This is a genomic window from Corynebacterium sp. LaCa54, assembly GCF_046717495.1.
Lineage (GTDB): Bacteria > Actinomycetota > Actinomycetes > Mycobacteriales > Mycobacteriaceae > Corynebacterium > Corynebacterium kefirresidentii.
This window is the reverse complement of the sequence record NZ_CP177116.1, coordinates 1-17,662: the sequence shown is the minus strand read 5'-3', so window position 1 is coordinate 17,662 and position 17,662 is coordinate 1. Positions and strand designations below refer to the sequence as shown.

General features: G+C 52.0%; 18 protein-coding genes. 10 read left to right on the top strand and 8 right to left on the bottom strand.

Annotated features, from left to right (window positions below; genetic code table 11):
* Nucleotides 1-230: 230 nt before the first annotated feature.
* Nucleotides 231-368 (top strand): hypothetical protein, encoded by a 138-nt coding sequence (locus ACLI1M_RS11795; RefSeq protein WP_162488989.1) that lies wholly within the window; start codon nucleotides 231-233, stop codon nucleotides 366-368.
* Nucleotides 368-961 (top strand): recombinase family protein, encoded by a 594-nt coding sequence (locus ACLI1M_RS11790; RefSeq protein WP_411706761.1) that lies wholly within the window; start codon nucleotides 368-370, stop codon nucleotides 959-961. The genes ACLI1M_RS11795 and ACLI1M_RS11790 overlap by 1 nt, the downstream gene beginning before the upstream one ends.
* 406 nt (nucleotides 962-1,367) lie before the next feature.
* On the opposite strand, the gene ACLI1M_RS11785 is transcribed toward ACLI1M_RS11790, so the two are convergent.
* Both ACLI1M_RS11785 and ACLI1M_RS11780 read right to left on the bottom strand, forming a co-directional pair.
* Nucleotides 1,368-2,156, bottom strand: coding sequence for an ABC transporter permease (locus tag ACLI1M_RS11785; RefSeq protein WP_248100321.1), 789 nt, complete (start codon nucleotides 2,154-2,156; stop codon nucleotides 1,368-1,370).
* Complete coding sequence (locus tag ACLI1M_RS11780) at nucleotides 2,156-2,872, bottom strand: ATP-binding cassette domain-containing protein (protein WP_239275684.1); 717 nt, start codon at nucleotides 2,870-2,872, stop codon at nucleotides 2,156-2,158. The genes ACLI1M_RS11785 and ACLI1M_RS11780 overlap by 1 nt, the downstream gene beginning before the upstream one ends.
* 929 nt (nucleotides 2,873-3,801) lie before the next feature.
* On the opposite strand from ACLI1M_RS11780, the gene ACLI1M_RS11775 reads away from it, so the two are divergent.
* The 7 genes from ACLI1M_RS11775 to ACLI1M_RS11745 all read left to right on the top strand — a co-directional run bounded on the left by ACLI1M_RS11775 (nucleotide 3,802) and on the right by ACLI1M_RS11745 (nucleotide 7,933).
* On the top strand, nucleotides 3,802-4,179 hold the full coding sequence (locus ACLI1M_RS11775) for a YjdF family protein (RefSeq protein ID WP_411706760.1): 378 nt from the start codon (nucleotides 3,802-3,804) through the stop codon (nucleotides 4,177-4,179).
* On the top strand, nucleotides 4,130-4,282 hold the full coding sequence (locus tag ACLI1M_RS11770; RefSeq protein WP_411706759.1) for a DUF2992 family protein: 153 nt from the start codon (nucleotides 4,130-4,132) through the stop codon (nucleotides 4,280-4,282). The genes ACLI1M_RS11775 and ACLI1M_RS11770 overlap by 50 nt, the downstream gene beginning before the upstream one ends.
* Nucleotides 4,283-4,690: 408 nt before the next feature.
* Complete coding sequence (locus ACLI1M_RS11765) at nucleotides 4,691-5,095, top strand: hypothetical protein (RefSeq protein WP_411706758.1); 405 nt, start codon at nucleotides 4,691-4,693, stop codon at nucleotides 5,093-5,095.
* Nucleotides 5,089-5,802, top strand: a complete 714-nt coding sequence (locus ACLI1M_RS11760; protein ID WP_259887946.1) for an ATP-binding cassette domain-containing protein — start codon at nucleotides 5,089-5,091, stop codon at nucleotides 5,800-5,802. Before ACLI1M_RS11765 ends, ACLI1M_RS11760 begins: the two co-directional genes overlap by 7 nt.
* Nucleotides 5,792-6,931: a hypothetical protein gene (locus ACLI1M_RS11755; protein ID WP_411706757.1), complete on the top strand. Its 1,140-nt coding sequence runs from the start codon at nucleotides 5,792-5,794 to the stop codon at nucleotides 6,929-6,931. Before ACLI1M_RS11760 ends, ACLI1M_RS11755 begins: the two co-directional genes overlap by 11 nt.
* Nucleotides 6,932-6,991: 60 nt before the next feature.
* The gene (locus tag ACLI1M_RS11750) at nucleotides 6,992-7,513 is read left to right on the top strand and encodes a hypothetical protein (protein ID WP_293823972.1); all 522 of its coding nucleotides are present in this window, start codon (nucleotides 6,992-6,994) and stop codon (nucleotides 7,511-7,513) included.
* Nucleotides 7,514-7,669: 156 nt separating this feature from the next.
* The gene (locus ACLI1M_RS11745; RefSeq protein ID WP_239278981.1) at nucleotides 7,670-7,933 is read left to right on the top strand and encodes a type IIL restriction-modification enzyme MmeI; all 264 of its coding nucleotides are present in this window, start codon (nucleotides 7,670-7,672) and stop codon (nucleotides 7,931-7,933) included.
* A 49-nt stretch (nucleotides 7,934-7,982) separates the two neighbouring features.
* On the opposite strand, the gene ACLI1M_RS11740 is transcribed toward ACLI1M_RS11745, so the two are convergent.
* The 4 genes from ACLI1M_RS11740 to ACLI1M_RS11725 form a co-directional block, all read right to left on the bottom strand.
* On the bottom strand, nucleotides 7,983-8,888 hold the full coding sequence (locus tag ACLI1M_RS11740; protein WP_411706756.1) for a DUF2268 domain-containing protein: 906 nt from the start codon (nucleotides 8,886-8,888) through the stop codon (nucleotides 7,983-7,985).
* Nucleotides 8,889-9,633: 745 nt separating this feature from the next.
* Nucleotides 9,634-10,584, bottom strand: coding sequence for a replication protein RepA (locus ACLI1M_RS11735; protein ID WP_293823871.1), 951 nt, complete (start codon nucleotides 10,582-10,584; stop codon nucleotides 9,634-9,636).
* A 377-nt stretch (nucleotides 10,585-10,961) separates the two neighbouring features.
* Nucleotides 10,962-11,225 carry a ribbon-helix-helix domain-containing protein gene (locus ACLI1M_RS11730; RefSeq protein ID WP_347004743.1) on the bottom strand — a complete coding sequence of 88 codons (264 nt, stop codon included), beginning with the start codon at nucleotides 11,223-11,225 and terminating at the stop codon, nucleotides 10,962-10,964.
* Between the two features lie 491 nt (nucleotides 11,226-11,716).
* Nucleotides 11,717-12,040, bottom strand: coding sequence for a 3-deoxy-D-manno-octulosonate 8-phosphate phosphatase (locus ACLI1M_RS11725; protein ID WP_411706755.1), 324 nt, complete (start codon nucleotides 12,038-12,040; stop codon nucleotides 11,717-11,719).
* Between the two features lie 228 nt (nucleotides 12,041-12,268).
* On the opposite strand from ACLI1M_RS11725, the gene mobF reads away from it, so the two are divergent.
* Entirely contained in the window at nucleotides 12,269-16,735 is a 4,467-nt protein-coding gene (gene mobF, locus ACLI1M_RS11720) for a MobF family relaxase (protein WP_411706754.1), read from the top strand.
* An 83-nt stretch (nucleotides 16,736-16,818) separates the two neighbouring features.
* On the opposite strand, the gene ACLI1M_RS11715 is transcribed toward mobF, so the two are convergent.
* The gene (locus ACLI1M_RS11715; RefSeq protein WP_411706753.1) at nucleotides 16,819-17,055 is read right to left on the bottom strand and encodes a peptide transporter; all 237 of its coding nucleotides are present in this window, start codon (nucleotides 17,053-17,055) and stop codon (nucleotides 16,819-16,821) included.
* Nucleotides 17,056-17,065: 10 nt separating this feature from the next.
* Nucleotides 17,066-17,662: a ParA family protein gene (locus ACLI1M_RS11710; RefSeq protein ID WP_083306137.1), complete on the bottom strand. Its 597-nt coding sequence runs from the start codon at nucleotides 17,660-17,662 to the stop codon at nucleotides 17,066-17,068.

Below are 17,662 nucleotides of genomic sequence, written 5' to 3'. Positions count from 1 at the left end.
TGTTACGCCGGTTCGGGGCAGAATGTTTCCTGTAAAATAGGGCCGTTCCTAGAATTGTTTTACGGGTGTTTAACTGGGTTTAGGCCTTATGTTTACAGAAAGTGGTGAGTGTGGTGTTGTCGTCGGATGGTTTCCATATTGAAAGTCATATTGACTCTGTGCCCGCGTTGGCGCGGGTGAAAGATCTGCATGGTGGGTTGTCGTCGGGGCAGCAGGCGTTGGGCAGGATTGTGCAGTCCTTGCTTGCTGACGCTGATGGTCTCGACGGGGCACAGTTGTCTGACTTGGCGCGGGTGGTTGAGTCGTATCGTGATGCGGTCATTGCCCAGGAGAATGCTGCCTTTACGCCCTCGCGGGGCGAAGACTAATGGGCAATGACTCTGGTTCGCATGGGCAGCGGGTGGGCTATATCCGTGTCTCCACGATGGAGCAAAATAATCAGCGCCAGAAAGAACTACTCAATGCTTCCGGCAGGATTGACCGGTTCTTTGAAGATAAGATTTCCGGCCGCACCAAGACTGCCCGCCCTGGGCTTGTCGAGTGCATGGCGTATGTGCGCGACGGTGACGAACTCGTCGTCTCGTCGATTGATCGCCTCGCCCGTTCACTTACGGATCTGCGCGGCATTGTTGATGAACTCACCAGCAAGGGTGTGACTGTTACTTTCCTGCATGAGAATCTTGTCTTTGCGAAAGACACCACAGATCCGCGTGCGGATTTAATGCTCGGTATTCTCGGTAGCTTTGCGGAGTTTGAGCGGGCCATTATCCGCGAGCGCCAGGCGGAAGGTATTGCGTTGGCGAAAAAGGCCGGCAAGTACAAAGGCCGCAAACCTGCTCTAAGCCCGCAGCAGGTGGCGGAGATTAAGCGGCGCACACTGGCGGGGGAGTCGAAAGCAGCCTTGGCGCGGGAATTCGGGGTCACTCGTCCTACGGTGTATCGGGCGTTGAAAAACGCATAGATACGGCGCGGCGTGTGGGCAAAATACGCCCCACAGTGCGTGCCTTATGGCACAACATACGCTAAAGCATATGTCCTCCCGAATACAGTTCTACCTGCGTGTTCGTATGAATACCCTCAGCGTGTAGGCGAGGAAATCGACAGACTTGAGGGCGGCTACGAGTAACTCGGTGCGCGTTTCCCACCGTGGAAAGCTGCGATACGTGTCGGAGGCGATATTATGTTGCGAGTCCAGTCGGGCAAGAGAGACGGACAATGGATAAGCACTCATTGGACACACTCAGCCATAAAGGAAAAGACCCTGACGCCACTTCCGGGAAGAAGCTGGAGTTGGCAATCAAGGTCGTAGAACTTATCGATGATGTTGTGAAGTTGTCTGCGCTTAAGCGCAGACAACTCTCCAGAGACTAAATCGCCTTTTTAGAAGCCCGCTTAAATAGAAAAAGCGTGGAGACCAAAAGGATTAGTGAGAGTAGGAGCCACATTAAGGTGTAAAGCGTCTGCGCTTGCCAGAACGCTGAATTTGGATAAAACTCAACCAAGTATTTTCCGTTTTCGATTGGCTCTGATTCAAGAATATCGCCGGGGACTGGAAGAAGGGCTGGATCTGGGTGTGGCCCTGAAAATTCCCCCTTTTCAACGGGAAGGAGAGGATTAAGCCAAGAAGCTCCTGTCGTTCCTACCAATAAACCTAATGCGAAAGTTACGGCCACAGCGGGAATTGATTTTTTAAAAACTACGCCAGCAATCGAAGCAATAGACACCATTAGTACCGTCACCACAGCTGGGTAGAGGGCATGGCCAGCGATGTACGAGTACGACATCATGTTTTTACCTTGATTCAACCCGTCCGAGCGCAGCTGACTGACTTCCACAATCCCCCATACACAAACTCCAAAGATTAGTGCTGAGATTAGAGGGCTAATAATACGGCAGAAAAACCACTTGGAGGAAGAGAGATCTTGGCTTAAGGACCAGACAACAGATTTCGTCTCAAATTCTTTAGAGAATAAAGCCACTGCCCACACAATTCCGGCGAACATGGGGACAATACCGGCCAGCATTTCAGTCATCCCAAGATAAGGCTTGAAATTGACTTCGTATGCCGCCAATAAAGCCAGTAGCACAAGAATTGCCGCACATGATAGCCAAGCGGGTCGGTCAATTTTGAAGTAGTGTAAAGCTACTTTTAGCATTAGAGGCCTTTCCTAGTCAGATGCTCAAGCACAAATTCTTCAAAGGCACTATCTTTTTGTGGATCAATTTCTTCCCTCGCTACAGACGCAAGAAGATCCCCTTCTTCAATTACCCAAAGATGGGTAAGTATTGCAGATAAATCAGATACGGTATGCGATGATACTAATATCCCAACGCCATCTTCTTTCGCCGCCTGTTCCAAGAGTTCTCGAACCCAGATTTTAACTACTGGATCTAGATCAGCCATAGGTTCATCGAGAATCATGAATTTTTTATTCCGCGCTAGAGAAATAATCAGCGCGACTTGAGTATGCTGCCCACCAGATAATTGAGATACTTTTGATTTCCCGGATATTCCGAGTGACTCAATTTTTTCTTTTGCCCACTGATAGTTGAAAGAGTCGTTAATATCACGGGCTAGTCGAGTATGCTGCTCTACCGTAATACTCGAATAGAGGGGACGGCCTTGTGATACGAAGGCAACCGAAGAAGATAGGTCGTCATCTTTCTCTTTTTTGTCCGACAGGACGTGAATCTTTCCTTCGGTAGGTATAAGGTGACCTGTCAGCGCTGACATTATGGTTGATTTTCCAGCCCCATTTCGCCCTACCATTGCCACGATGTCACTGGATCTCAGCTTTGACGAAAAATTGTTGATGATGACTCTATTCCCACGGATTATTTTTATTCCGTCGGCGACAAGCGAGCTTGTCATTTTCTTCCTTTCTGTAAAACGGTGCAGCCACGAAAATCACCTGCCTAGGTACGTAACAAATGGACATGCGAAGATCTAGCAACAATACATTTAAATCAAGCTTTTCATATTTATTAACTACACACAGTTCTTTAACCTACGAGTAACCTGCGCAATCCGATTTAGAGAAAACATTCTCCACACGACGAGATTGATGAGTCCAAGTACGGCTACGAGTGTCTCTGTGTGCATTTTGCCTCGTGGGCGGCTTTTATAAAGGCAAGGGTGGAATCATGCTTCTAGGTCTCGTCAGGTGCGGCTGCTAACGTTATTTCTGGTTCACAACCACCCCCCGCTACTCGTGGTGGGGTGTGGGCGTGACTTCCTCGTCGGTGCGCGGTAAGGCCCGCGCGTGACGTGGGCTGTCCCGCGCGCCCTTTTTTCAGGCGAGCGGACAACCCTACGACGCAAAGGGAGGTAGACAATGGGTAAACACTCATTGGATACACCCGGTCACAAGAGAAAAGACCCCGCCACCAAAGGAGCTGCAATCCTTAACCTGGTGAGCGGAGTCCTCAACGTTGTGACCGCTACCGTGAGGCTCATTGTGGTGATGCTTCACGTGGGTCTTTAAGGCCCGAGGGTCTCAACGAGCTGGCACTCGTTGGGGCCCTTTTTATTGTGCAGCCGCAATTCAAAGGTGAACTGTGCTGTCGTGTTTTAGGCTAATGCGCGCACGGAGGTTTCGCAATACTCCCACACTGGGCGCGCATTGTCTATTCTCCTGCTTAGGCATTCATTCCTGCCACATCAGTTGGCTGCGTTCTCTACCCTCAGGGTGTGTTAGTGTTACCCTCCGTAAGATCCTGATGCGCAAAACGCACAGTCTCAGTAGGAAGTCTGAGCGATAACACTAACCAGTGCTATCCGTCGCTTTAGCTCTTATTCTCATGAGAGTTAAAGAATCCAGCGTCGTCAGGTCCGCTTTAGCGTACCTGGAGACAACTTTGCCTGCTCAATTCACCCTTTTCCACGATGGTCAATTTTGGTGCGGAGTCTACGAGACTTCCAGCAACAACCAGCTCCGCGCCGTCCGAGTAGTTTTCGGTCCAGAACCTAATAATGCCGAACTCTATGAGTGGCTGCTCGTCAACGGTTCTTCCCTAGTCAAACGTGCCCATCGCTCCGTACCTATACCTGGCGCTATTGAAGCGCCACAGCGAGGAAATCCCAAACGCCTGCAGCGGAAAGTCAATAAGGAGCAGCAAGACCTCAGGGGTGTCCTCGAAAGCCCAAGAAGCAACAAAATTAAATTTCGAACTAGCTAACGCAAACAAAAAGAAAACTTCGCGGATCGCTCGGCGCGAAGAAGCACAACGGAAATTTCAGATCCGTGCCGCTAAAAAGAAGGCCAAACATAAAGGCAAGTAGTCGAAGACATCAAAGCGAAGTTGCCACACAGCGAGAGGAAAGCTGTGTAGTCGTATGTCTACTTCTGCGCACGTACGATCCCCGCTATATGTCTGCAAGGACAAAGGGGCCCTAGCCTAGTGAGGGACGCGTCAACTCGAAAGATTTATGCCGTTTGAACTTGGCGTTTTCCTCGTGGCGTATGAATATGAACATGCACTTTAGAGGTGGATAAAACTTGGGGATAAGGGGTAATTGGGGGTAATTAATTAAAATATCTTTACTGCGGGCTGTGCATACTATAAACGGATAAGTTAAGGTAAAACTGTTTCAGGCATAGGTAAAAGCCATCCAACACTTAGAGCTTGAGACAGACGCATAAAGGCGAGGCCGATTTTGGCGTGCTTAACTTTCGAAAGGAAAAGTACTGTGAAGAAGAAAATTGCAGCAGGGCTAGTTACTGCCTTGGCGGTTTCTATGTTCGCTGCTCCAGCGAACGCGGAGGGACACTTTGAAACCAGTGTTAACGGGGTTCGCGATAAATACAGGACTCGTGGCTGGACCGATCGAAACATTGATGGTTACAACACGGAGATTACAGCAGCTAACTGCTCAAATGCTACACCAGGATCTCCTGGAAAAGTTGAGATGACCCTGCGCCGAGAGCTTTCTAAGAGGCCGGACCCCGACCTAGGATCGCGTGCGTTCAATAGATGCTATGGGGGATGGGACCGAGGCGGTTGGGGGCGCCAGGCTGCAGGAAAGTATCATGCTGATATCCATACATTTGATTGGAACCACTTGACCATCAAGTGGATGAAATTTGTATGGTAGCGACCATCCAGGTTAATGCACTAAGGGTACGGCGTTCAAATAAGACAATTCTGGATATACCGCAGCTGGTGATAGATGAACGCCCCACGCTTCTACTGGGGGCTAATGGTGCTGGGAAATCAACGCTTTTTTCTGCTCTTGCATCAGATTCTTCTCCGAAGGAAGGAACAGTCCTGAGGGAAGGATCTATATCTATAGTGGAGCAGAAATTTAACCCTATTACCGGTTTCACCTCTAGTGAGTACTGCGCTTATGTTGCTTGGTTGTTCGGACGAGATAAAAAGACTGCAAAGAAAGAAAGCTTAGATTGGCTAGATTTTGTAGATTTGTCAAGAGTGTCTAGTCAACGGTGCGAAAGTCTTAGCGGCGGAGAACGCTCTAGGCTAGCGATCGCCACTGCGTTGAACTCTGGGGCGGAAACATTACTGCTTGATGAACCTAGTGCGGCACTTGATCCACTTAACAAAGAACATGTCACTGAGGTATATCAACGGATTGTGGATAGAGGGCATAACCTAGTTGTCTCAACGCATGATGCCGGCGAACTACAGAGACCTTTCGAGCGTGTCCTTGTTCTTGATAAGGGGAAGCTACATTTCGATGGTTCACGGCAAGATTTTGTACAGCTAGCTACAGAGTCGGGAAATACCCCAGCGCATATTCTCTCACGATCTCTTGTACGGAGAGGAAACTACAGTGATTCCTAATTTCGGCGTTAAACACTGGCTTCGTCGTCCATCATTATGGATTTGCCTTATTGGGCTAATCCTTAGCGCAGTTCCTATTTCGGAATTAGGAAAGACGCCATACTATGAGTCGAATGCTGCTCAATCTACACTGGTGTTCTTCGTAATTGCTCCTGCGGTTTCTGCCGCAATGGCATGGGAAGCATCACGTTTTCGTCCTCTAGTGCAGATGGGGAGAAAATCTGTAGTTCGTATTTATGTGAACCGAATGTTTGCATGGTCGCTGATTTTTCCCCTTGGCTATGTATTAGCAAGTCTTTCACAAAGTACTGATTCTGCGCTGTTCGGCTCTTTAATCTTTTGGGTTATGCTGGCTTACTCGTCCATCGTCGGCATCTGTTGGACGCTAATCGGAAGTGCACTTGGTTTTTCGTTTAAACCACTGATATCAGTGTCTGTATCAGCTGCGCTTGCATATACGTGGTATGCGGTAGTTCCAGCCACTTCTCCTGGAGCCCTAAGACATATAACTGGTGATTTTTTAGCGTGCTGTTCTTATGATGCAACGCTAGATGTGAAAGCAATTGGGACAGCAATTGCAGGGATTATCGGAGCTACACTGACCATAGTCTCGGTTGCGGCACTGTTTAGGCACAGTAGTAAAATGTATATGTTAACTTTCTTTTTAGGGCTTCTCTGTCTTATCGGTTCTTTTGCTTGGGCGCAGCAACTCACAGAGTTTGGCCTTGCACAAAGAGATTCTCGTCAGCTTGTTTGCTCTTCTAATGTATGCGCATGGCCTGAAATTCCTAGCGAAAATATATTACTTAATATCCAGGCGAGGGATGCTTTCTCTAAAATAGCACCCACTGAGTGGAGAGATTTTTCAGAACGTCCTGTGATGTGGGGAGATTTTTCGGAAGAGCATTTAAGTTTAAGCGGCCAATCCACGGTAGAGGGGATAGTTGGAGAGTTCGTGGATCAAGCTGGATCTGCAGAACTGATTCGTTCAGACGCTAAAATCTGCGGAATTCCGGCGAAAGATTTGGGAATTACGCTTAGTGGTCTTCCTTGGGAGCCTAATCGACAAGTTAACGTTGAAGATGTTGTTCAGCGTATCGAGCACACTGTGTGCAGAGTTAGCAATTAGCTCATGACATCATACGCATTCTTGTACTGCCGTGGGCATAGGCTAATTACTGTTTTAGTCATGGTGCTGTTTATCGGCTTTGTTCTTGCTTTTGCTGAGGGATGGTTACTAAATATCCCTTGGCTCGCTGATACCGCTGGAGCAAACGTTGGCACTTTATGTTCGTTTTCTTACGCCGCATTGCCAGTGATTTTTTTCAGAAATCAGATTTCCAGGTTAGAAGCGCAAGCTTCACGGAATTGGCTGTTTATTGACGGTATAGTCCTCGTAACTTTATGGATTATTCCTTGGGTATTTTCCCTTTGCGGCATAGGAAGCACTAGATTTGCTTATGTATCTACTGTTCTTACAGGTTTGACGCTTCTTATAGGTAGATATGTGGGTGTGGATACACTTGCTTTGTCGCTTGTAGCACAGCTTGTCTTACAAACTGCTCTTTGGCCATCATTGTCTGATACAAATTGGAAACTCCTTCTTTTCGCTTTAGAGGTTCCACCCGGCCGTATTCCATTACTATTAAGCGCGGTTTCTTTTTTCGTAAGTGTTGTTTCTTTGCGTAAATTCAAGCGCTCTGCGTTTTAGCTGGAGACGCGAACTTCGTTCTACCTGACCCAGAAGGTCTTCAATTCTCTTTGATTTCGTCCTTCAATTGTTTGTTTTGCCACGTAATAAACAATTGAAGGACGAATTAAATCCGATCTCCGCTTCGGATCAACTCTGACGTGGTACACGTTCCCCGTGCCAGAGTTCGACGAGAAAACACGGCAGCGCATTATTAAGGCAGGCAAGAAGGTGCTCGATGCCCGCGCGCTGCACCCAGAGCGCTCGCTGGCCGAGCACTACAACCCACTCGCCATGGCCCCGGAACTCATCAAGGCGCATGACGCGCTTGACCGTGAGGTGGATAAGGCATTTGGCGCTTCCCGTAAGCTCACGACCGTCCGGCAGTGCCAGGAGCTGTTGTTTGCCAATTACGAAAAGCTCACCACGCAGCAGCCCTAAAACACCTGGTATGTCCTGCCCTACGGCAAGACATACCAGGTGTTTCTTGTCAGCTGTCGTGTCGCGTCAGGCCTAGTTGTGGCAAGGCAACATTTAAGATTTCAGCGGCGGGTGTGGTGACACACTCGGCGGCCGTCCGACCTGTCTTATCCATGTAGGCTTTGGTGATACGAGCCCCTGCGGCGTAACCAGCTCCGGTGGGTAGTCCGACCGGTTTCGATCCCATCAGACGGGCGCTCGAATCTCCAAGCACCCATGCGGCGAAGTCCTGCATGCCTGTCACATCCAAGCCCTCGACGACCCGTCTTAGTACATCTTCTCTCGATCTGGTTTGGTCGGTGACGAAGTGCGTATATCCACGCTTACTGTAGAACTGGGCAGCGAATAGGTCGGCTAGTCCCTCGGCCACGACGTGCTCACCGACGGTCACTGTCTGCGGGTCCCATACGATGCCGTCAGCTGAATATCGGACGTTGTGGCGCAACTCGTGTAGGGCAATCGCTTCTAGACGATGGAGAACTTCCTCAGTCGGCCAGATGGTGATGGCAATGTAGCCACTGATCCCACCGAAGGCCGACAGGCCTCGAACTTCGTCCATGAAGTGCTCGTTGGAAGGATCACCTAACACTAGAAGCACAGTGAGGTCAGGAATCATGAGTCCTGGGTTAGCAGTCGCCAAGTATTGAACCCCTTTAGCGAGAGCTTGCTCAACTCGAGACCAAGCGTTGGCCTCCTCCAATTTGTAGAGCGCATCATTTACTTGCTGATGTGAGGCATCCGGGCCGAATCCGAAGTTCTGACTGTGCGCGGTAGCCATATCGAGACCGCCTGGAATGAAGAAATACATGCCAGCTATGGGCTCCCATAATTTACGAGCGGCCTCCTGCCACTGTCCCGGAGGGCTATCCAACATCGTGCGCATTCCCGTGGCGCTGTCGATCATCGAGATTGGCATGTCCCTAAACGTAAACCCTGACGCAGCGTTAAGGTCAACCTTCAGGTTCAATAAACGTGTCCGGTTAATATATCTGGCCAGCGAAGTAGGAGTCGCTGTTATTAACGGGATTGTCCGGTGCTGCAAAATGCGTGCGATCGTACGCTTGCTACCTACAAGTAGTACATCGAGTACCACCTCGGTTGTCACGCTGTGTGTCGTACAGGGGTTTACCCTTGTTTGCAAGAAGCACAAAACTACGTGGAGGGTCGTAGGACTGTGGTTGTTGTGGGGTGTTTGGTGGCAACCAAATCTATTGATTTGGGCGGCAGCCCAACGAGCCGTCAGGCGAGGCGGGAGCATAAACAGTAACCCGTAGTGAACGGTTTTGTTGGTTGAGCGGCTGGGGATATAGATCTACAGGGATATAGTTATAAGCCACCTGGGAAAATAGGTAAACCCGCAGGTAAAACCCTGTGGATAACTTAGGGTTGTGTGGTAAATCAGCGCAGAGTGTGTGGTAAATCAGCGCAGAGTGTGTGGTAAATCAGCGCAGAGTGTGTGGTAAATCAGCGCAAGGGAAATGGGGTTGTGTGGTAAATCAGCGCAGCTTTACCAGGGGAAATGGGGTTGTGTGGTAAATCAGCGCAGAGTGTGTGGTAAATCAGCGCAAGGGAAATGGGGTTGTTTGTATCGGTAAATATGCGCAGTTTGCTTTTGGGTAAAAAGAAAGCGCCCCAGAGGGCGCTGCTTCTCCGCGATTGGCCTAGTCGAGTTCGGGGCGTGGTGGTTTCTGTTGAACTGATGGGGCGGTTCTGGTGACGGTTACTCCGTCTGTGTCGGCTGTAATGCCGGCGTTGGGCCACGCTGTCCTTAGCTCCTGGATAGCCTTTTTGATTTCTTTGCGGAAGTTCTGTCGTGCGTCGTTGGAGTCTAACGCTTTGGTGGTGAAGTTTGCGGCGATCATGTCCCAGGTGAAGGTGTAGGCTTCGCGGTTGTTTTTAGCCAGCCAGTATTGCTTTACGGTAAGCCAGATGTAAATGTCCATTGCGCGGGGTTTGTTGAGCTCGCGCAGGACGTTGAGGTCGATGGGGATGGGGGATTCGGCAATGTGCTTGAAGAACTGGGGAGTGAGTTTGAGGTAAGACTCAATGAAGCTGCCCTGGTTGGGGTCGCGGGAGTCGAACCAAAGATCCCACTCTTCCATGAGCTGGGTGTTGCGTCCGCGTGCGTGAATTCCGTCGTCGCTTTTAACGGTAATCATTGAACCAGCAAGGCGTAGAAGTTGTTCACGCAGGATGGTGAGATTTCCTCGTCTTCCACCGTTTGCTCTGGTGGGAACTCCGATTGCTTGGAGAAAGTGGTTCATCGAGTGGCCTAGTGGAATGCGGCAGGCTTCGTCGATGGTTAGGGTGCCGTCTTTGACTTTTCCTGCGTTGGCTACGGCTCGGGTAATGACGTAGGCCATGATGAGGCGCGGGTACTTGCCGTAGGGCAAGCCTTCGTCTGAGTAGACGACGATTTTTCCCGATGGGGTTTCGATAACTCGCTTGTCGTCGTCGGTTTTGCGGTAGGGGAAGAGTGCTTGAACAAAGAGTTTGGAGGTGTAGCCGACATCTTGGGCTTGCAGGAGTTCTTGTGCCGCATCATGTTCTTGCCTGCGAGCTAGTTCCTTGACTGCTTCGAGCTTGGCGCGGCGATCGTCTCGGGGCTGCATGGTGCCTTGTTCTCCTTTCGGATTATCGACACCGCCCGTGTTGTGCTTTGCTCACTGTCCGTGTGGAAGTGGTAAAGTCTTAACCGACACGGTGGTGTCGATTTTTGGTTTGAACCCCCGCTAGAGTTGCAGCTCGATGATGCGGGGGTTTCCTCATGTTTTGAGGAACGTGCGCGCCCTGGACTTGAACCGAGGGTGTGTGCCGCTCGCGCTGCGCACCCCAAGAATGTGAGGCGCGGCTTTTTATTTTCTCCGCCTATTAAATCACATCAGTGTGACTTACTGGGAGATTTAGTACTGGTGGCGGCTGTTGCCAAGAAGCCTTATCGGCTGTTTGCTTTGATGAAGCTTGCTCGGAACCTAAGGCATTAGTGGAGTCACTCTTGTTCTTCGGGCTCGTCTTTTAGACCGTTGAGCATTATTTGGTTAAACAAGTTGTTGATTGTCTTCTCTTCGAAGTCTGCAGCCACTTGATTCCAATGGAATTCTTCTAGTTTGGGAAGCATGGCTGTAATAGCCATTTTTAAGTAGAAACCTCGACTACGTCCTGTCCTATCGCAGAGAGCATCGAGTCGTTCAATGATTTCATCTGGCATCCGTACAGACACCACACGTCCGGAAGGGTGGGGTGCTTGTTTCATATGCAGTATCCTCTCCTTGGCAGCAGTGGTAAACATTGTTTACCACTGCTGCCACTCTTAGGATTGTCGATAGAATTGTTTAATCGACACTCTGTAAACAATGTTTACCATACGCAAGACTGGAGGAATCTTCTCAAACTCTTTAACAGCATCATGAGCGGCGCGCGCCACAGAGAGGAAGGACGCCTCCTGGGACGCACTGCCATTTATCGGCTACCAACCATGTCCCCAGCTGCACTCATCGCCATGCCGGTCTGGATTCTCATTGCCCAGATACGAAGCGCGGGATTGGGGACAGGAATCATCAGACACTAGGCCGGGCAATCGCCTGGTACTGCCTCGCCTTCCTCGGTGTGATGGTTGGCTCCATGGCTGACCACTACGAGCACGCTACGGACGAGACTAACGACTCTCGATACTCCAACCCGTATGACGCCGCGCCCGCCAACCCCGGCAAATACTACGACCCGAGCGAACAACAGTAGTCGCAGTTACCAACGCCGAAGACTGACTTTCTCTCTACTGAGGGCGCTGGCGGCTTCGTCGTTGTCCTGGCACTCACTATCGTCAGCGTTCGCCTCATCTTCTCCAGAGGAATCCTCGGCACTAGGGGAGGATTCCTTAGCAGTCTTGAGTATTGCGTTGAAATCGCGTTGGCTCACGCCGATGAGCTCGCGCACGAGTTCTTTTGATTCGCCTAGGTCGATAACTGCTTGCGAGGCGTGACCTATCTTCTCGTTGAGCTTCTTCTTGCGGTCACGCAGCTTACGCTGTTCTTCTTCGAGATGCTGACGTAGTCCCTGACGCTTCTTCAAACTTCTACTTGCGGTAACCATAAGCCCACAATGCCAGCGAACACACCGCCCCACCCCTGACACAAACTCCACGCGGGAAGTTCGGCGCAACCGGAAGCAATCAGCGGACTATCCCTTCAGGCTTTCGACAGCGCTGTAGACCTGTAGCGGCGGGCGCGGGCGCCCTTTTTACAACACACTATTGGCACTCTTAGTGTTAATCGGGTTTTGGCTGCTAGACTAGGGCGCATGATGACCCTGCGCGTAGTCAACAGCGGAACAGGATATGAGTACCTGTTGCGCTCTGTGGCTACCAATGATGGGCCGACAGACGCGCCAAGTTTGTCGAAGTACTACGACGCGAAAGGCACCCCGCCAGGTCGTTGGTTAGGCTCTGGTCTGGCCGGTTTGAACACCGAAACGGTAAGCCTGGGTGGGGAAGTTACCGAGTCTCAAATGGCCGCGTTGTACGGCGTAGGTCTGCACCCAGATGCGGATATGAAGATGTCCGAGGGGCAGAGAATCAAGGACGTCCAGTTGGGGCGTCCGTTTGCTAACTTCACGAATGATGTTCCGGTTTTGGTTGCTTTGCGTGACGCGGAACGCCGCCACCGGCAGACCACTGGCACGTTGATGAGCAAGCAAGAACGCGCCGAATTAGTCCAGGATATTGGCCGGGAATTCTTCATTGAAGAACACGGTGTCGAGCCGCAATCGGGCCGGGAAGTCGTCAACTGGGTCAACGGGTTAAAAGACAATGTGCGTCAATCTGTCTCGGGTTTTGACCTGACCTTTTCGCCTGCTAAGTCCGTGTCGGTGGCGTGGGCGTTGTCTGATGAAGAGACCGCGCGGCGTATTGAGGCGCTTCATCACCAGGCCGTGAAAGAGGCCATAGCGTGGGCAGAAGATAACGTGATCTTCACTCGCTCTGGCAAGCAGGGGCGCGAACAAATCAAGACAAAAGGTGTTATTGCCTCCGAGTTTAAGCACTACGATACGCGCTCAGGAGACCCTGATCTTCACTCGCACGTGCTGGTATCCAACAAGGTTCAAGCCGAAGACGGACGTTGGCTATCGCTTGATTCCAAGGCACTGCATAAGCAGGCTCAGGCTATTTCGCACCGCTATGACTCCATCTTGAACACCCTGCTTTCTAACCAAATGGGCTACACATTCACCGCCTGCGACCACGGGACAAATAAGGAACCCACGTGGGAGATCGACGGTATTTCCGCCTCGCTGATGGAGTCTTTTTCCAAGCGTCGACGCGGCGCACAGCCGGTCTACAAGCGACTCGTTGAAGAGTTTGTTGCCGCACGTGGAGCTACGCCTAACTCGGTTGAGGTGGGCCGTTTGTGGCAGCAAGCTATCTTGGAAACCCGTGACGCGAAGCGTGAACCAGAAAGCCTATCCGAGCTTCGCGCAGGCTGGAGAAAAGACGTTGCCGCCCGCGAAAACGGGGCAGAAGAACTCGCTGACATCGCCCAACTTGCAGCAGCAGATACCCGTGATGAGCGCCCAGTATTTCACGCAGAGGAACACCTTCCGGGTCTTATTGACGAGGTTTTAGACACCGTTGTCAGGCGTCGTTCCTACTTTCGCGCCTCGCATGTAGCGACTGCTGCGGGTGGAAAACTCCAAGGCTATCGCTTCGCATCACTCGCCGAGCGCGACCTTATCCACGCCATTGTGGTGGAGGCTATTGTGCGCGATAAGGCCATTTCCTTGAACGATTTTGACGTCCTAGAACTGCCCGAAGCACTCAAAAACACGGCAGGTAAAGCCCGAGACACCCGCGCTGATAGCGAGCTTTATACCACCCAGGACATTCTCGATACCGAAGACAAAGCACTGGGCGCACTCAACGAGCCGGTGGCCGCATTCGCACCATCGGCAGCGATTGATAAAGCACTTGATGAGCACGAAGCCCAGGCTGGGTTCCGCCTTAACTCAGGGCAGGAATCCATGGCCCGCTACCTCCTTACCTGCGGCACACTGGCTGCTACCGGCGTAGGCCCGGCAGGTACCGGCAAGACCGCATCTATGCGCCTGGTTGCCAACGTGTGGGCGAACCAGGGCCGCAACGTGATTGGCCTGGCCCCGTCTGCGCAGGCGGCAGAGGTGTTGTCTAAAGACTTAGGCTTTGACGCTTTTACCATCGACAAACTCACCTACACCTGGCGCGGAAACCACCCAACAAAGCCCGGCCATAGCCTCAAAGCTCTTCCAGTATCCATTAACGCGGGCGATATGATCATCGTCGATGAGGCCGGCATGGCCTCGACCCCTAACATCGGGTCACTGTTAGAGATTGCCGAAGAAGCAGGCGCAGTCGTGCGCTTTATTGGTGACCATAAACAGCTCGGCGCGGTCGAAAACGGCGGACTTTTCGGCGCTATGGTCAACGCTTCTGGCCGCACTGATAATCAACTCTCCGAAGTCGTGCGCTTTGGCGGAGATAGTGAGCAATCGGCTACCAGCTTGCGCTTGCGTGAAGGTGATTCGTCTACGTTCGACTTCTACGCTGAGCGTGGTTGGGTCAATGGTGGCGCACGCAGCGACATGCTGGATAAGGCCGCAGCAGACTACTTGGCGGATATTTCTAGCGGTAAAACCAGTCTTCTTATTGCTGCCACCAACCGCGATGTGGCAGAACTCAACGAGACAATCCGCGCCCACTACATCGCCCACAGCGAGGTGGACACCACCGTGGAAGCCCAGCTTTCTAGAGGCGAAAAAGCAGGTGTGGGCGATACGATTCTGGCGCGCAAAAACCAGACTTTCTACGACGATGAGACCGCTACGAGTGCCCGTATTAACAACGGCACGCTGCTTACCGTTACCGCCATTGCCGAGAATGGCAGTATCACCGCCCGCAACAAGGCAACCGGCGAAGAGCTGTGCCTGCCAGCAGACTACGTCCACGACAATGTGCAGCTAGGTTATGCGGCTACCGTCCACCGCGCCCAGGGCAGCACCGTGGACTGCACCCGCGCGATCATTGACCACCACGTCGATAGGGCAGGGCTGTATGTTGCACTGACCCGAGGCAAGCTTGCCAACCACATCTATGCGGTAACCGAACACCAGCTAGATGAACTTGCCGAGGAAGGCCACTACCACTACCAAGGAATACGCCAAGCCCCCAGTGTCAGGGACGTCTTTAATAAGGCAATCTCTCGCGATAACAGCCCGAAGGCCGCACGCGAGGTCATAGCCGACGTTGTAGACGAGCAGACCTCACCCGATCGCATGATGGGACTGTGGCTTATGGGTAGAGATGAAGCCACCAATGACTTCATCGACGCTTACCTACCGGACTGGATCGACACCCTGCCCGGTGATCTTGCCCACAAGATTGACGCCAGCGACGACGGTGTAGCACCTATTCGCTATGGCTGGGCACAGCTTATTGACGCAGGCATTGACCCGCGCACCGTCATGGACGCGGCTACCCGCGATATTGACAACGCCCATGATCCGGCACGGCTTATCCGCTACCGCCTAGATGAACAGCTCCGCCAGCGCGATACCGGAAAGAGCAACCAACTACCACCTATCTCCAGGCATGCGGACATGGAACTCGATACGTGGCTGCGCACCCACAACCCTTACGACCGCGCGGAGACCACCCGCCTTACAGGTCAAGAACATAACCTCAACCGGCTTAACCAGGAGGTGCTGGCAGAGCACGCACGCTTTGCTCGTTCCAAGGTGGAATCGCTGACCTGGCAGGAAGCAAGTATTACTACTCGCCTCCACGAAGATAAAAACGCTGCTGCCAACGAGGTAAAGGCGAACTTCCAGCAGGTACGCCTTGATGCTGCGCGTATTCGCGCTTACGAGAAAGCCATGGCAGACCACAGTGCAGCCCTGCGGGAAGAAGAAGCAGCCCGCGCAGACATTGAGCGCCAACGCCTCCTTCAAGACGACTACACTCGCCCGGTTGCCGAGCAGGAATACGACCACGACGCGGCAGGCTATGGCACCTATCAACAGCGCATAGACCATGCGCACGCGCGTCTTGATAGTGCTCATAGGCGCCGCACGCTTGCCCAGCAGGCTATTGAAGACACTGGGGCTAATCTGCCGGAGGCAGGTCTGTGGGAGGAAATCTGCTACCGCGCCGACGACACAGAAGAATGGGACAAGCGCCTACATGCAGCCGAACAGCACGACAGCGAGCACACCGATAGGCTGCAACAACGCCTCGATACTCTCCGCCGTGAGAAAATGGACTGGGCCGACCGCGCCGACATCGCTACCCGTTTGCGCGCAGAAAAAATCCCGAACGATGTTGCCGACCATGCAGGCTACATTGCCGATGAAGTAAACCTCTTGGCCGCACAACGCACCTACGAACTACGCCGTCTTGGCATAGACGAACCTGCCCAAGAAGCAATCCGCGACATGATGGCGGAGGCCATCGCCGCAGCCTACGAGCACGACACCACTGGCTATGACGAGCCAGACACCTCCTACAACGAGGTGGAAGAAGAAGCACCAGCACCTGAGACCGCCCCAGAAGCCGACAACACCGACAACGCCCAGGGCGAAGACGCCGGCGATCTGAACGAGGGCGCACAAGCAAGCCTCGACTTCCTCGCCAGCCTCGGCCTAGGTGGCGAGCAACAAAGCGTTACCAACGACAGCGATACCACCGACGAACAAGCACCTGCTGACGAGCTTGAAGAAGAACAAGGCCCAGAGCTCTAGAAACAGCGAGTTCAAAGCACTAGAGCGCATAGGTGTATATACCTATATCCGCATATGTGTATGTAGGTGTATACACCAGGTAGTTAGCTCCTTTCCTCGAGCCATCGTGTTGCCCACTCTTCAAAAAGTTGGGAGATACTCTTCTCTTCTTCCACTGCGGCGAGTTTGAGCTCTTTAATCAATTGCCGATCGCGGACGTACAACTGAAGGCGTGTCGCTTTATCATTAGCTTGAGCGAACATCTTTGTTGAAGGCGAGCCCTCCGACCTATTTCCAGACGACTCTTCCCGCGCCTTATTTTTAGCCTTTGGAATTGCCATTGCCCACCCCTTAATCCTCAAATGCTGCGACTACTTCTCGAGCCAAAGAATCCCAAACCTTCGTACTACTGGGCTTTGTTCCGAAAGCGCGACGTGTAGCCGCCCTCGTTGGGATGACTGTTTCGGCAAGCGCTGCAGTCTCATCACCCTCCAGCTCGGCATGGACTTCATCTAGAAGTTTTTCCCTTCTGTCGACATTCGACAGAACAACTGCTGTTGGTATCCCCATTTCTATTAGCCAAGAAAGGGTTACCTGTGTTCTGTCAATATCCATCGGGGAAACACCAGTTGGAAGAAGGACTAAATCGGCAGCCTCGGCGCTTTCGGTTATGAAAGCTAAACCACCTGGAGGGGTGTCGACTATAAGAAAGTCCGGATTATTCCCTCTCCTGACTACTCCAGGGAAATCACTTGAACTGCGGACAGATTCGATGGGAAATGGAAAATCCTTTACTCTGCTCGCCCATCGGGTGGCAGATTGCTGGGGGTCGCCGTCTGCGACTGCAACCGTATAGCCCATCTTCCGAATTGCTTCTGCGAGCATTACCGAAAGTGTGGTCTTCCCTGTCCCGCCCTTCGACTGAATTACGGAAATTACTCGAGTCAT

What these genes read in the sequence shown, in the direction of transcription:
- ACLI1M_RS11710 (WP_083306137.1), bottom strand. Translation starts at nt 17,662, where the DNA reads ATGACTCGAGTAATTTCCGTAATTCAGTCGAAGGGCGGGACAGGGAAG.
- ACLI1M_RS11740 (WP_411706756.1), bottom strand. Translation starts at nt 8,888, where the DNA reads ATGCCAATCTCGATGATCGACAGCGCCACGGGAATGCGCACGATGTTG.
- ACLI1M_RS11715 (WP_411706753.1), bottom strand. Translation starts at nt 17,055, where the DNA reads ATGGCAATTCCAAAGGCTAAAAATAAGGCGCGGGAAGAGTCGTCTGGA.
- ACLI1M_RS11760 (WP_259887946.1), top strand. Translation starts at nt 5,089, where the DNA reads ATGGTAGCGACCATCCAGGTTAATGCACTAAGGGTACGGCGTTCAAAT.
- ACLI1M_RS11780 (WP_239275684.1), bottom strand. Translation starts at nt 2,872, where the DNA reads ATGACAAGCTCGCTTGTCGCCGACGGAATAAAAATAATCCGTGGGAAT.
- ACLI1M_RS11730 (WP_347004743.1), bottom strand. Translation starts at nt 11,225, where the DNA reads ATGAAACAAGCACCCCACCCTTCCGGACGTGTGGTGTCTGTACGGATG.
- mobF (WP_411706754.1), top strand. Translation starts at nt 12,269, where the DNA reads ATGATGACCCTGCGCGTAGTCAACAGCGGAACAGGATATGAGTACCTG.
- ACLI1M_RS11735 (WP_293823871.1), bottom strand. Translation starts at nt 10,584, where the DNA reads ATGCAGCCCCGAGACGATCGCCGCGCCAAGCTCGAAGCAGTCAAGGAA.
- ACLI1M_RS11750 (WP_293823972.1), top strand. Translation starts at nt 6,992, where the DNA reads ATGGTGCTGTTTATCGGCTTTGTTCTTGCTTTTGCTGAGGGATGGTTA.
- ACLI1M_RS11775 (WP_411706760.1), top strand. Translation starts at nt 3,802, where the DNA reads ATGAGAGTTAAAGAATCCAGCGTCGTCAGGTCCGCTTTAGCGTACCTG.
- ACLI1M_RS11790 (WP_411706761.1), top strand. Translation starts at nt 368, where the DNA reads ATGGGCAATGACTCTGGTTCGCATGGGCAGCGGGTGGGCTATATCCGT.
- ACLI1M_RS11785 (WP_248100321.1), bottom strand. Translation starts at nt 2,156, where the DNA reads ATGCTAAAAGTAGCTTTACACTACTTCAAAATTGACCGACCCGCTTGG.